Source organism: Collimonas sp. OK242, assembly GCF_900107095.1.
GTDB lineage: Bacteria > Pseudomonadota > Gammaproteobacteria > Burkholderiales > Burkholderiaceae_D > Collimonas.
Map to the genome: position 1 here is coordinate 1 of NZ_FNOR01000027.1, position 14,117 is coordinate 14,117.

Sequence of the window (14,117 nt, forward strand, 5' to 3'; positions counted from 1 at the left end):
AATGAACATGACGCCGTTGATCGACGTCATGCTGGTGCTGATCATCATGCTGATCATCACGATTCCGATCCAGAATCACGCCATCAAGCTGAACATGCCGACCGGTAATCCGCCGCCGCCACTGGCCTTGCCGGTGGTGGACACGGTGGATATCGATCCGGCTGGCACGGTGATGTGGAACGGTACGCCGATGGCCAGCCGTGCGGAACTGGAAGACCGCTTGAAGACGGTGGTGGCAGGCGGCAATATCGATGAAGTGCATCTGCGGCCGAACAAGCTGGTGGAGTACAAGTCGGTCGCTGCCGTGATGGCGTCGGCGCAGCGGTTGGGCGTCACCAAGATCGGCATCGTCGGCAATGAGCAATTCATGGAGTAATTACGGTAATCAGGATAGCGAATAGATTTTTTAATCAGAAAACGTCAAGTAACGTCAGGTTCACGGGTGTTTGTAGCAGATATTGTGAATACCACTTAAAGACCGGTTGACAGCCGCTTCCTGTCCTCATACAGTAAATCCAGTTTGTTTCCGCTAAAAAGAACAATGCCCGTGGCAGATGAAAGCGATGGATGCAACAACATGATTGAATACCTGATTGGTGTCGATGGCGGTGGAACCGGAACTCGCGTGCGGGTTGCGCGCGCCGAACGTGCTGCCCACCACGATGGCGCCGTACTTGCGCTGGGCAAGGGTGGTCCGTCCGGGCTGATGCATGGCGTGGAACTAGCCTGGTCTACCGTGCTGGAAACGCTCAACGCCGCATTTTCCAGCGCCGGCCTGGTGCGGCCCGCGCTAGAGAAAATGGCCATCGGCATAGGTCTGGCGGGCGTTAACAACAGGCAGTGGGCTGCAGATTTTTCTGCAAAAAATCCTGGCTTTGGCGACGCTGTGCTGGAAACCGATGCATTTACCACTTTGCTCGGCGCGCATCAGGGCCGTCCTGGCGTCATCATCGCCATCGGTACCGGCAGCGTCGGTGAAGTGCTGACTGCGGACGGCAAGCGGCGCGAAGTCGGCGGCTGGGGTTTTCCTGCCGGCGACGAAGCGGGCGGCGCCTGGCTGGGCATGCGTGCCATCACGCATGCCCAGCAGGTGCTGGATGGGCGGGCGCCGGGCAGCGATTTTGCGCGCGCGCTGTTTCATTTCTGCGAACGCGCCGGCACCGCGCATTTCGATAGCCATCGCGATAGCATGTTCGCCTGGCTGACAGGCGCCAGCCAGACCAGTTACGCGCAACTGGCGCCGATCGTGGTCGCCTACGCCGAGCGGGATCAGTCTGCGCGTCAGATCATGCTGGCCGCCGGCCAGGAAGTAGCCAAAATCGCCGCTGCGCTCGATCCTTCGGGGCAGCTGCCGATTGCATTGTGCGGCGGTCTCGCCGCGCACTTACAAGCGTACCTGCCCGCACCGTTGTTGGCGCTTGTCGTCCAGCCGCATGCAGATGCGGCAGCGGGCGCCTTGCGGCTGATCGATGAAAGATTAAAAGGAAAGCAAACATGCTAGCTCAGATAGAAAAACTCAAGCCGGATGCCGCTAGCGACACGCCTTTGTACCTGCAACTGGTCAACCGGCTTTCAGAGCAGATCAATGGCGGCGTCTGGCAACCGGACGAGGCATTGCCATCCGAACGCATCCTGGCCGAATCGCTGGAAATCTCCCGGGTGACAGCACGTAAAGCGATCGACGTCTTGTGCGAGCGCGGCATGCTGATCAGGAAGCGCGGTTCCGGCACCTACATCACGCCCAAGCTTGAGCAGCCGCTGTCGCGCCTGACCAACTTCAGCGAAGAATTGCGCCAACGCGGTTTCCGCCCCGGCTCGCAATGGCTGTTGCGCGAAACCGGAATCGCGGTTGCCGAGGAAATCCTGGCGCTGGGATTGTCGCCGAATACAGTGGTGTCGCGCCTGAAACGCTTGCGTACCGCTGACGACGTGGTGATGGCGATCGAAACCACCACCATTCCAGCGCACTACCTGCCGGATCCGAAAGCAGTAACGGACTCTCTGTACGTCCATCTGGAGACGCTCGGCGTGGCGCCGGTGCGGGCGCTGCAGCATATCCGCGCCATCAACGCCAGCGCCGACCAGGCCAAGCTGGCCGACATCAAGACCGGTGCTGCGATGCTGCATATCACGCGCGTCGGTTATCTGGAAAACGGTACGGCGATCGAACTGTCGCATTCGTATTGCCGCAGCGACTACTACGACTTCGTTGCGGAGTTGCGTCGATGACGAGTGAACGCCAGCCCGGCGACGACGCAGCTAGCAATTTCAAAGGTGAGGTCAAAGGTGAAGTCAGAGGCAACGTACTAACCCCGCAAGGCTGGGTCAACGGCATCCTGCATTTCGACGGCCGCATCAGCGCGATTGAAGGCGCAGCGGTCGATCCCGACGATAACCGCGATCCTTACATCCTGCCTGGATTCATCGATTTGCACGTGCATGGCGGCGGCGGCAAAGACATCATGGATGGCGGCGACGCGGCCCATGTCATCTCTGCGATCCATGCGCGGCACGGCACTACCAGCATGCTGGCCACCACCATGACGTCGCCGCTAAGCGACCTGGAGCAAGCGCTGGAAGCTTGCGGCCATGCCTGCCGCCAGCGCCGCGCCGGCAGCGCGCGCGTGCTCGGCGTGCATCTGGAAGGCCCCTATATCAATCCTGGAAAACTCGGCGCCCAGCCGGATTTTGCGCAGGAGGCAAGCTTGCAGAAAGTGGCGCGCCTGAGCGCGATGGCGCCGATAAAACTGATTACGGTCGCGCCTGAAATTGCCGGCCATCTGGATGTGGTGCGCACCCTCAGCGAATCCGGCATGCGGGTGCAGATCGGCCATACCTTGGGCAGTTATGAAGATGGGGTGCAAGCGTTGCAGCATGGCGCGACCGGATTTACCCATCTGTTCAACGCCATGACCGGATTCCAGGCACGCGCCCCCGGCATGGTGGGTGCAGCACTGGCGCATGCCCGCTATTCGGAACTGATTCCCGATCTGTTGCATGTGCATCCCGGCGCCATCAAGGCAGCCCTGCGCGCCATCCCCAGGTTGTACTGCGTGACCGACTCGACTGCCGCCACCGGCATGCCTGACGGCGAGTACATGCTAGGGCGGCAGCGGGTCCACAAATGCATGGGCGGGGTCAGGCTGGCTGACGGCACGCTGGCAGGCAGCACGCTGACCATGGATCAGGCCTTGCGCAATCTGGTCGGGCTTGGCCTGAGTCTGGCGGATGCGTCGCTGCGGGTATCGACCTATGCCGCAGATCACCTGGGCTTGCCGGAACGAGGTCGTCTGGCAAGCGGCTGCAGCGCCGATCTGGTGGTGCTGGACCGGCAGCTCAATTTAACCGCGGTTTATGTAGAAGGAGAACAGATTGACCTCGCAGAAGTTTAGTTCACAGATGTTGCAGGAAGCCTGTTCCGCAGCTGAGCACGTAGCGTTGCAGCTGGGGCGCGACGGCGACCGCTATGCCGCGCTTGGCGCCGCCCTGCGCAGCGCGCAACCGGCCAGCGTGCTGACGGTGGCGCGCGGCAGTTCCGATCATGCCGCCAACTATTGCGCTTACCTGATCATGGCGCGCCTTGGCCGCATCGTGGCGTCGCTGCCGATGTCGCTGGTTACCTTGTACAAGTCACCCTTGTTGACGCGCGATGCCTTGGCCATCGCGATTTCGCAATCGGGCCAGAGCCCGGATGTGATCGAACCTATCCGTTATTTCCGCGCAGGCGGCGCAACCACGGTAGCTTTGGTCAACGAGATTGCTTCACCGTTGGCGGCCAGTGCGGAGTGGGCTTTGCCTTTGCATGCCGGTCCTGAATTGAGTGTAGCTGCAACCAAAAGCTTCATCACCAGCCTGGTGGCTGCGGCACGACTGGTGGCGCATTGGCAGGACGATCCCGAGTTCCTGGCGCAGATCGACGCGTTGCCGGCCGCGTTGCAGCAGGCTACCGAGCTTGACTGGTCGGCCGCGATTGACGTATTGGCGCCTGCTTCCCGCATCATGGTGGTTGGGCGCGGTGCCGGTTTTCCGGTGGCGTTGGAGGCAGCTCTCAAGTTCAAGGAAACCTCGGTGCTGCAGGCAGAGGCATTTAGCGGCGCCGAGATCAAGCACGGCCCGATGGCTTTGATTAACGAAGGCTATCCTTTATTGATTTTCGCTACGCGCGGGCCGACGCAAGCGAGCCTGATCAAGCTGGCCGATGAAATGCGCGGCCGCGGCGCACGCGTGTTGCTGGCAGCGCCCGCCGATGTCAGCGAACGCGATTTGACCTTGCCGGTGGCGGCTACGCCGGATCTGGATCCTATCGTGGCAATTCAGGCGTTTTACGTGATGGCGGCAAATCTGTCCATCGCGCGCGGACTCGATCCGGACCGTCCGCGGCACCTGAGCAAAGTGACCAAGACCAATTAATCGATAGGCGCAGGCCGGCGCGGCTGTTGCGCCGGGCAGATGGAGCAGTGATATGAGTAGTAGCGTGAACCGCACCGATAGCAAATCCGACCACCAAGGCAAACTGAGTGCGGCGCGCCGGATCGCCGGGCAACTGATCATGATCCGCATGCCGGGCACGGTGCTGGATGAGGACAGCGCGCAGTTTTTGCGCGACAACCATATCCGTGCGGTCTGCCTGTTCCGCCAGAACATGGTGAATGCCGAACAACTGAGCAAGCTGACCGCCGACCTGCGCGCCGTGATGGGCCCGAATGCATTGATCGGCATCGATCAGGAAGGCGGCGCCGTGGTGCGCGCGACATGGCTGCCGGCGCCACCCTCAGCCATGTCGCTCGGCGCCGCCGACGATGTCGCGCTGGCGCGCGCAGTTGGCGCTGCCGTGGCGCGCGGCGTCAAATCGCTGGGCTTCAACTGGAATTTCGCGCCGGTGCTGGATCTCAACAACAATCCGGCCAATCCTGTCATCGGCGAGCGCTCTTTCGGTGCCGATCCGCAGCGCGCTACCGAACTGGCGCTGGCGTGGATGGAAGGCAGCCTGGAACAGGGCGTGGCTTGCTGCGTCAAGCATTTCCCCGGCCATGGCGACACCCACGTCGATTCTCATCGCGACCTGCCGACGGTAGCCAAGTCGCGCGCCGCGCTTGATGCGCTGGAGCTGGCGCCGTTCAAAGCGGCGATGCGCGCGCCGGCCATGATGAGCGCGCATATCGTTTATCCTGCGCTCGACCCTGAACATCCGGCGACCCTGTCGCGCAAAATCCTCACCGATCTGCTGCGCAAAGAATGGGATTATCGCGGCGTCATCATTACCGACGGCATGGACATGCAAGCGATCGCCGGCCGTTACGGCGTCGGCAACGCGGCGGTGCGAGCCCTGGCCGCCGGCGCCGACATGGTCATGGCGCTGGGTAATCGCAATACGCAAGAAGAAACCCTGGTGTCCTTGACGACGGCATTGGCTAGCGCCGCCGTCGACAGCGAACTGGGCAGTGCTGCGCTTGCGGCCCGGCTGGCGCGGCTGGATGGCTTGGCCGCCACCTATCCTTGTGCGGCAGGCGCCTACTCCTTCCTCACAGAAGCTGCCGATGAACGCCTGATGGCAGATGCATGGCGCCGCGGCCTGACGCTGGTCGGCAATCCTCAACCTTTAGCCGCGGCTACCAAAATCCGCCTGCTGGCCTGCGCCGATGCTGCCGGCGACGGCGTGGCCGAAGCGGGCTTGCCGGCCGCGGCGATCGCCGCGGTGCTGGCACGCCGCTACGATGTCGAACTGGTGACCTTCGAGGATGACGACAGTTTTGATTGGGCCAGCTTGCCGGACGATGGCAGGACAGTGATCCTGGCGTCCACCACGCGCTTGCGCTATGGCGCAAAGGCCAGGCAAAGCTGGCGTCCCGATCTCCATCTGGCGCTGTGGAATCCGTTCCAGACGCTGGATATAGCGGCGCCGGCGCTGATTACCTACGGCTTTGCCGCCGCGGCGCTGGAGGCAGTCGCCGACTGGCTGGCGGGAAATCTCGAAGCCCGCGGCAAGATGCCGGTGGCGACCGTGAATGCGCCGCAATAATCATCCAATGCCGTATTCGTAACAAGCTGAACAACAAGCACTTTTACCCACGGTGGCCGCCGCTATGAGCAATCAAGATAAACCCGAACACCATCCCGCACTTTGGGTGCCGACGCTGTATTTTGCCGAGGGCCTGCCGTATTTTGTGGTGGCGACCATCGCCGGCCTGATGTACAAGAGCATGGGCATGGCCAACGACCAGATCGCCCTGTGGACCGGGATGCTGGGGTTCGTCTGGGTCTTCAAGCCGCTCTGGAGTCCGTTCCTGGAAGCGGCGCGCAGCAAGAAATCGATTGTGCTGCTGTTCCAGTTTTTCGGCGGCGCCAGTCTCGGGCTGGTGGCGCTGGCGCTGCACCTGCCGAATTATTTTGCAGTCAGCATCGCCTTGCTGGGATTGGTAGCGATTGCCTCGGCGACGCATGACATCGCCGCCGACGGCCTGTACATTGCCAGCCTGAGTTCGACTCAGCAGGCAAGCTATGCCGGCTGGCAGGGCGGGTTTTACAATGTCGCCCGTTTCTTCTCGCTGGGCGGATTGGTGGTGCTGGCCGGCTATTTCGAGAAACGCATGGCGGTGGCGCAAGCCTGGAGTCTGATCTTCGGCATGCTCGCGGTCAGCATGCTGCTGCTGGCGATCTATCATTTCTGGGCCTTGCCGGCCGGCCGCAATGTGGCGCGGCCGGCGGGCGGCAAGGGTACGATGAGGGGCGTCTGGCTCACCTTGCGCGACGTGATCATCGATTTTTTCCAGAAACCAGGCATCTGGCTGGCGATCGCATTCATCATCCTGTTTCGCGCCGGCGAAGGCCAGATCACCACCATCGGCCCGTTGTTCCTGCGTGCGGCGCGGGCTGAGGGCGGATTGGGTTTGGCGACGGCGGAAGTCGGCGCAGTGTACGGCACGCTGGCTACGGTAGCATTCATCTGCGGCAGCCTGCTGGGCGGCTATTTCACGGCCTGGCGCGGTTTGCGGCGCAGCATGTTCTTCTTGATCCTGGCGATGAACTTGCCGAATCTCGCTTATTTTTTCCTGAGCACCGCCATGCCCAGCAGCCTCGGCGTCATCGCCGCCGCCTTGAGCCTGGAAATGTTCGGCTACGGTTTCGGTTTCGTCGGACTGATCCTGTTCATCATGCAGGAAGTCGCGGTTGGCAAATACCAGATGGCGCACTATGCGCTTGGCACCGGCATCATGCAGCTGGGCTACGTATTGTTCAAGATGCTCAGCGGAACCATCCAGGGCGCGCTCGGTTATCAGCATTTTTTCCTGTGGGTGCTGATTTCCGCGATACCGGTTTTGCTGTTGTCACGCGTAGTACCGATCGGGCGGCACCAACAGCCGGCCGATGCGGCGGCGCAGCCTGCTGCGGTCTGAGCCGGTGATGATGCATTTCTCTCGCCGCTTGCTGGCGCTGGTGTCGATGCTGGCTCCGGCCAGCGCCATGGCCGACGTTGCGGCCAATACTGTGACCAACGCTCCCGGCATATTTTTTGACGATTTTCACTACGCCGATACTGCAGCATTGGTAGCCGGCGGCTGGAAAATCCGCGATCAAGCAGGCCATCCGGGCATCGAGCATGGGAAGTGGGGGCCGTCCACCATCAGCCTGGTCGACGATCCGCAACACAGCGGCCAGCGGCTGTTGCGCCTGGATGCGCGCACCGACGGTACGGCTGAGGACACGTACCAGGCGCAACTCTGTCATCAACGTAAATATTTCGAAGGCACCTACGCCGCGCGGGTGCGTTTCGCCGACGCGCCTGTGCAAGGACCTGGCGGCGATCTGGTGGTGGAATCTTTTTACACTTCCAGTCCGCTGAAACACGATTTTGATCCGCAATACAGCGAGCTGGATTGGGAATACCTGCCCAATGGCGGCTGGGGAAATCCGCATAGCAGACTGTATAGCGTGTCTTGGCAAACGGTGCAGATGGAACCCTGGAACGCGTTCAACCAGGTACATGAAGAACAGCGCGCGCTGGGCGGCTGGCATACCTTGCTGACGCAAGTGGCGGCCGGAAAAATTCGCTACTTCCTGGACGGCGTGCAGCTGGATGAACACGGCGGCCGTAATTATCCGGCACAGCCGATGTCGATCAATTTCAATTTGTGGTTCTCGCCCAGCGGCGTGCTGCCCGACACCAAGGCAGAGCGGCGCTACCAGCAAGACCTGGCCTGGGTGATGCATGCCAAAGATCTGGTGCTGTCGCCGGCGCAGGTCGATGCTGCGGTTCGTGCCTACCGGCGGACAGGGGTGCACCAGGTCGATACGGTAAAAGCCATGACGCCGCCATTGCCATCCAATTGCGATTTCTAACAGTCTTGATGAAGCGAGAACCATGATGAAATTGATGCGACTATCGATGTTGTTCGCGGCGCTTGTGCCTGCCATGGCGATGGCAGCGCCTTACAAGGTGGTGGCTTACTATTTGCCATCGCAACAGCGTCAGTATTCCGCAGCAGATATCGACGCCGGCAAGCTGACCCATCTGAATTATGCGTTTGCCTTGATCAAGGATGGTGAAATCGTGGCCGACCAGTCCTCGGGCACCGACCAAAGTGCGCGCGATTTTATCGTGCTGCGCGGCTTGAAAAGCCGGAGTCCCAAGCTGAAAACTCTGATCTCGGTGGGCGGCTGGGCTGGCTCCAGGGAGTTTTCAGATATAGCGCTGACGCCGCAATCGCGCAAGAAATTTGCCGACAGCGCCGTGGCGTTCCTGCATCAAAACGGCTTCGACGGCGTCGACATCGATTGGGAATTTCCGGTAGCCGGGGGCGATGCCGCCAATATCGCGCGGCCGGTAGACAAGCAGAACTACACACTGTTGCTGCAAACGCTACGCGAACGGCTCGACGCAGCGGGAAAGCAGGAACATCGCAGCTATCTGCTGACAGCCGCGATCGGCAATAACCGGGGATTTTTCCAGAATACCGAAATGGCCAAGGTCGCGGCGATTCTCGATTGGGCCAATACCATGACCTACGACTTTAGCGGGTCCTGGAGCAAGTTTGCCGGACACGTAGCGCCTTTGTACAATGACCCGGCGCTGGCGCGGCCAGATGCCGACCCGGCATTCAATGTCAGCAGCACGGTCGAAATGGCGCTGGCGGCTGGCATTCCAGCGACCAAGCTGGTGCTGGGCATGCCGTTCTATGGCTACAGCTGGAAGCAATGCGGCGCGCTACAACACGGCCAGCATCAGGATTGCAACGGCAAAGGGCGCGGCGGCGTGGAGCCGGGCGAACTGGATTTCGCTGACATAAGCGGCACGCTGGTCAATCGCAACGGCTTCACGCGCTACTGGAATGACGCCGCCAAAGTACCTTATCTGTTCAATCCCGATACAGGCGAATTTGTCAGCTATGACGATGTCGAATCGCTGGATTACAAAATCAAATACCTGAAACAGATGGGGCTGGCCGGCGCGATGTTCTGGCAGCTGTCTGCGGATCGCGATGCAGTGTTGCTCGATAAAGTGGCGAAGGATCTGTTGAAGCCATAGCAATCAGAGACAAAAAACCGGTTCCCGAGAACCGGTTTTTTGTTTTGCGGCAGTGTTTTTCTTACAGTCCCAAGCTCGAAATAAAGGCATTGGTGAAGCCCAAAGTGCCGGCTGTGCCGTAGGTGTTGCAGGTCGGCGAAGCTGAGCCCGGCGCGCAATCCCGGTCACGGTCGAAGGACCAGTAATGGATGCCGGCCAAGCCGTTCTGCTGCGCGAAATTCACCAGCGTCGCGAGATCGGCGATAGAGAATGTTTCGTTGGCAGAGTCGTTGCCGCCGATCATTGGCGTTACTTCGATCTGTTTGTAAGGCAGATTGTATTGCGTGTGCAGATCGATTGCCGATTGCACCGCCGATGCCCCCATGTCGCAGCTGCCGTCGCTCTTGGTCATGCAATTGCCGCCGGCCGGGCTGCCGTAGTCCATCGCCATCAGGTTGATGGTGTAGTTGCTCAGGCCGTAAGCCTGGATTGCCTGCATCACTTCAACCCCGTAGTAACCCAGGCTAGGCGATACATTGCCGCCCAATGTCGCCAGCGTGAAGCTGAAACGCAGGTTTGGATAAGTCGCTTGCGCTGTTTTCACACGCAGCACCAGGTTATTGATATCCGCCTGGGTCTGGCCGGCTTCAATATCGAAATCTATGCCGACCAGGTTGGCCGAATAATAGGTCTGGATAAATTTCAGGAAGTCGGCATCGCTGGTGCAGGTAAACGAACCTGCCGCGCCGCCGGTGGAGACAATGTACTTCTTGCCGGCGTTGACGAAGGCTTGCACATTGGCTGCCGCAAACGCCGAGGCCGATACGCCGCCCCAGTTTTCGCTACCGCAGGCGCCGGTCGCAAAAGCCCAGGTCAGGGTGGCGAGTTTGGCTGGCATGGCGCTCAGTACGGTCTGCGTGCTGCCGGTGACGGCGGTGCTCATGGCGTAGGTATTCCAGTTCAGATTGATGTTGCCATCTTTGTACGGACTGAAAACGAAGCCGGCCGGTGTGGTGCCGCCGCCCGGAGGAGGCGGTGGTGGTGGCGGCGTTACTGTGCCGCCGCAGTTGGCGACGATGGTCCATGGCTGGCCCGAGCCGGAGCCGCCATTGTTGGTCGATGGATTGTTCCCCTGGGTCCACCAGTTGGCTTTGTAGTTGACGCCGTTGTAGCTGACGGTGGCGCCGCCGGTATAGGCCACGCTGGCGTCCCAGGCTGCATAACAAGTCACCGTCGTCGCTGCTTGCGCGCTCGCTATCAATGGGCTGGCATTGGCTCCAACGGTCACGATTGCGCTGCACGCAAGGCTGAGCATGAGGCCGTGTATGAGTTTCAGTTTCAATTTTTTCTCCTGAGAAGGCTGGTCGGGCAGCGTGGGAAGGTCGGCTACCGAAAGCAGGCAACATCTGATCATCATCTTCGATATTTCCATACGGCAATATCGAATTAAGGGCACTGTAAGAGCGCAAAAAGTGGCTGTCAATCTGTATCTAACTGGTATTGCATCAATAAATTTGTGGTCTCATTCTGGTGTGATCGATATAGCTATAAGCAATTGTTTATATTGATTTTTATTGAAAATCGCCAGACTGTTTTTTTGATAAGTGGACTGGTTGCTTTTTTTCGATCCGGAGTGGATATGCAAGATGTGGAGTAGTTGCTTGGCGACGTCCCAATGCGGAATTCACGTCAAAAACCACTTCAACGGCAACTTCGAACGCAGCACCAACGCCAAAAGAAAAAGCCGCCGCCGTGTTCGCAGATTTTATTGCGAACACGGCGGCGGCTTCTTTGGGGGGACCAGACTTTAGGGCTTCGCCACCATCGCAGTATTTGCTTTTGCCTTGGCTTCATCGCGCACAATCACCACGCTCAGTTGGGCGGGGGCTATGTGTTTGCGGAAGGCTTGGTTGACTTGTTCCACTGTCAGGGCGCTGATCTTGTCTTCGATCTGTTTGCTCCAGGCGAAGGTGCGGTTGAGGTCCAGCAGCCTGGCCCAGCCGGCGCTGAGGGCGCTGTCCTGGGCGCGGGCGCGCTGGTTTTCTTGCAGGATGCCGGATTTGGCGCGGGCTAGTTCGTCGGCGCTAAAACCTTCTTTGAGTGCGCGCGCCAGTTCTTCTTTGACGGCCGTATCGACCTTGCCCAGGTTTTGCGGCGCGGCGATGGCTTGTACCGAGAACCTGGCGGCGCGGCTGATGGCGCTGATCTCTACCGATGAACCGATGCCGTAGGAGAGGCCTTCTTTTTGGCGTACTCTGTCCATCAAGCGCGATTTCAGGCTGCCGCCGCCAAACAGGTAGTTGGCGACCATCATTGCCGGATAATCGGCATCGTCGTCACGCATGTCCAGGTTCTGGCGCGCCACGTAAAAGCCGTTTTCCTTGTCTGGGGAATTGATGGTTTTCTGCAGCGGCGCCACGTCGAAGTTCTGCCGGATCACGCGCTGGTACGGCGCCGCGCTTTTCCAGGCGCCGAATTCGTCCTGGACGACCTTGGAGACAGCTGCGACGTCGAAATCGCCGACGATAGCCAGTTCGCCTTGCGAGGCGCCATAGAAATCGTGATGAAAGGCGCTGACATCGGCCAGGGTGGCGGCCTGGATCGCGGCGATTTGCTGATCCACGCTTTGCGCCGCCAGCCAGTGGCCTTGCGGATATTTGTTGAAATGCTGGGCGATGGCTTCGGCCGCCAGCGTGTTCGGCTCGTTGCGCGATGCTTCCAGGCCGACCAGGGATTCTTTGCGCAGGCGATCGAATTCAGCCGGATCGAAGCGCGGCTGCTTGAGTACGCTGGCGACCAGTTTCAGGGCGGCGGGCAGATTGCTGCGCGTGGTCTGGAATTGCGTCAGGTTGCCGCTGATCTTGAGTTTGGAAAACTCGTCGGCCAGCTGTTCGCGCGTCAGCGTGCTGCTGCCGCGCATCAGCATGGCGTCGGCCAATTCGGATGCAGTCTTTTTACCGAACAGGGTTTTTTCGTCGCCCCATTGCAAGTTCAGTTTGACTGAGACGGTTTCGCCGCGCGTCTTTTTCGGCAGCAAGGCGAGTTTCAAACCGCCCACCTGCGAGCGCTGGGTACGGGCATCGACATTGGCTTGCGACGGATCGAAAGCTTCACCGTCGGCGATCGCTTGCTGTGGCTCGTAGTCTTTGAGCAGTCCGGCCACGCTTGGCGCTGCCGGAACATCGGCGCGTTGCAATTGGTCTTCCGGCAAGAACATGCCGACCGTGCGGTTATCGCGGGTGAAGTAATGCGCAGCCGCCGTCGCCACCTGTGCCGAGGTCACCTTGTTGGAGCGGTCGCGGCCGAGGAATAGCAAACGCCAGTCGCCTAGCGCAATCGTGCTGGACATGGCGACGCCGACGCGTTGATGATCGTTCAGCAGTTTTTCAAAGCTGTTGGCATTGGCCAGGCGGACCCGTTCCATCTCTTCCGGCGTCGGCGGGGTTTTTGCAAATTGCTCGACACCGTCGATCAAGGCCTGCCGTACCGGCTCGATCGGCTCGCCTTTCTTGACTACCGCGGCAATGATTTCCAGGCCCGGCGCATAGCCGCTCATCTCGTAGTTGAACACGGCGGTAGCTTTGCCGGTTTCCACCAGCGATTTATGCAGGCGGCCGTTGGGGGTGTCCGCCAGAATCGTTCCGGCGTAGGACAGGGCGTCGCTGTCAGGATGCAATTCGCTTGGAATCTTGTAGGCTACGGCGACGATCTGCACATCGCCCTGGCGCCGCACGGTCACGCTGCGTTCGCCGTCCTGGGTCGGTTCCACGGTCCAGAAGTCGCGCATCTTGCGAGTCGGCTTCGGCAATTTTCCGAAGGCCTGGCTGACCCATGCCAGAGTCTTGGCGGGGTCAAATTTACCAGCGATCAGCAGCACCGCATTATCCGGCTGGTAGTAGGTTTTATAGAAGGCTTGCAGGTTTTCTATCCTGACGTTTTCGATATCGCTGCGGTTGCCGATGGTCGGCTTGCCGTAGTTGTGCCAGTCGTAAGCCACGCCTTCCAAGCGCTTGATGAGGACGCCGAACGGCGAGTTCTCGCCCTGTTCGTATTCGTTGCGCACCACGGTCATTTCGCTGTCGAGGTCTTTCCTGGCGATAAATGAATGCAGCATGCGATCGGCTTCCATGCCGATCGCCCATTTCAGGTTGTCGTCGCCGGCCTGGAAGATTTCGTAGTAATTGGTGCGGTCGACGTTAGTGGTTCCGTTGAACGACATGCCGCGCTGGCTGAAATCCTTCGGAATCGAAGGATGGGTCGGAGTACCCTTGAACATCAAATGCTCCAGCAAATGCGCCATGCCGGTTTCGCCGTAATTCTCGAAGCGTGATCCGACCAGGTAAGTCATGTTGACCGTTACCGTAGGCTTGGAGGCATCGGGAAAGAGCAAGACTTTGAAGCCGTTGGCAAACTGGTATTCGGTGATGCCTTCAGCGGACGGACCCTGGGTCACGCCGGCCGGAAGTGCGGTTGCCGCTTCGGTGATGCCGATGAAACCGATGCCGCAGGCGGCTGCCAATAAGCAAGACAATAGGCGATTACGGAATAGATGCATGAAATTTCCGATCTGTGGGGAAGTGAATCGATAAATATACGCGTGTATCCGGTTAAGGAT

11 protein-coding genes are annotated in these 14,117 nt (G+C 59.8%); 9 read left to right on the forward strand and 2 right to left on the reverse strand.

The annotated features are described in order from the left end of the window. Nucleotide 1 precedes the first annotated feature (1 nt). From BLV81_RS21790 to BLV81_RS21830, 9 genes are all read left to right on the forward strand, one after another. Nucleotides 2-376 carry an ExbD/TolR family protein gene (locus BLV81_RS21790; protein ID WP_092360015.1) on the forward strand — a complete coding sequence of 125 codons (375 nt, stop codon included), beginning with the start codon at nucleotides 2-4 and terminating at the stop codon, nucleotides 374-376. Nucleotides 377-577: 201 nt separating this feature from the next. Continuing rightward, nucleotides 578-1,501 carry a glucosamine kinase nucleotide-binding domain-containing protein gene (locus BLV81_RS21795; protein WP_092360041.1) on the forward strand — a complete coding sequence of 308 codons (924 nt, stop codon included), beginning with the start codon at nucleotides 578-580 and terminating at the stop codon, nucleotides 1,499-1,501. Then, on the forward strand, nucleotides 1,495-2,229 hold the full coding sequence (locus tag BLV81_RS21800; RefSeq protein WP_092360016.1) for a GntR family transcriptional regulator: 735 nt from the start codon (nucleotides 1,495-1,497) through the stop codon (nucleotides 2,227-2,229). Before BLV81_RS21795 ends, BLV81_RS21800 begins: the two co-directional genes overlap by 7 nt. Beyond that, nucleotides 2,226-3,392: an N-acetylglucosamine-6-phosphate deacetylase gene (nagA, locus tag BLV81_RS21805; protein WP_092360017.1), complete on the forward strand. Its 1,167-nt coding sequence runs from the start codon at nucleotides 2,226-2,228 to the stop codon at nucleotides 3,390-3,392. The genes BLV81_RS21800 and nagA overlap by 4 nt, the downstream gene beginning before the upstream one ends. A 7-nt stretch (nucleotides 3,393-3,399) precedes the next feature. Beyond that, nucleotides 3,400-4,410, forward strand: a complete 1,011-nt coding sequence (locus BLV81_RS21810) for an SIS domain-containing protein (protein ID WP_092360018.1) — start codon at nucleotides 3,400-3,402, stop codon at nucleotides 4,408-4,410. 52 nt (nucleotides 4,411-4,462) lie between these two features. After that, complete coding sequence (gene nagZ, locus BLV81_RS21815) at nucleotides 4,463-6,019, forward strand: beta-N-acetylhexosaminidase (RefSeq protein ID WP_176992931.1); 1,557 nt, start codon at nucleotides 4,463-4,465, stop codon at nucleotides 6,017-6,019. Between the two features lie 64 nt (nucleotides 6,020-6,083). Continuing rightward, complete coding sequence (locus BLV81_RS21820; RefSeq protein WP_092360019.1) at nucleotides 6,084-7,394, forward strand: MFS transporter; 1,311 nt, start codon at nucleotides 6,084-6,086, stop codon at nucleotides 7,392-7,394. A 7-nt stretch (nucleotides 7,395-7,401) separates the two neighbouring features. Beyond that, nucleotides 7,402-8,337 (forward strand): glycoside hydrolase family 16 protein, encoded by a 936-nt coding sequence (locus tag BLV81_RS21825; RefSeq protein ID WP_143036409.1) that lies wholly within the window; start codon nucleotides 7,402-7,404, stop codon nucleotides 8,335-8,337. 22 nt (nucleotides 8,338-8,359) lie between these two features. Beyond that, a complete protein-coding gene (locus BLV81_RS21830) occupies nucleotides 8,360-9,523 on the forward strand; it encodes a glycoside hydrolase family 18 protein (RefSeq protein ID WP_255365417.1) in 1,164 nt (387 codons plus the stop codon). Nucleotides 9,524-9,584: 61 nt separating this feature from the next. Here BLV81_RS21830 and BLV81_RS21835 read toward each other — a convergent pair whose 3' ends face one another. After that, on the reverse strand, nucleotides 9,585-10,844 hold the full coding sequence (locus tag BLV81_RS21835) for a carbohydrate-binding protein (RefSeq protein ID WP_255365418.1): 1,260 nt from the start codon (nucleotides 10,842-10,844) through the stop codon (nucleotides 9,585-9,587). 465 nt (nucleotides 10,845-11,309) lie between these two features. Further along, a complete protein-coding gene (locus BLV81_RS21840) occupies nucleotides 11,310-14,057 on the reverse strand; it encodes a M16 family metallopeptidase (RefSeq protein WP_092360021.1) in 2,748 nt (915 codons plus the stop codon). Nucleotides 14,058-14,117 lie beyond the last annotated feature (60 nt).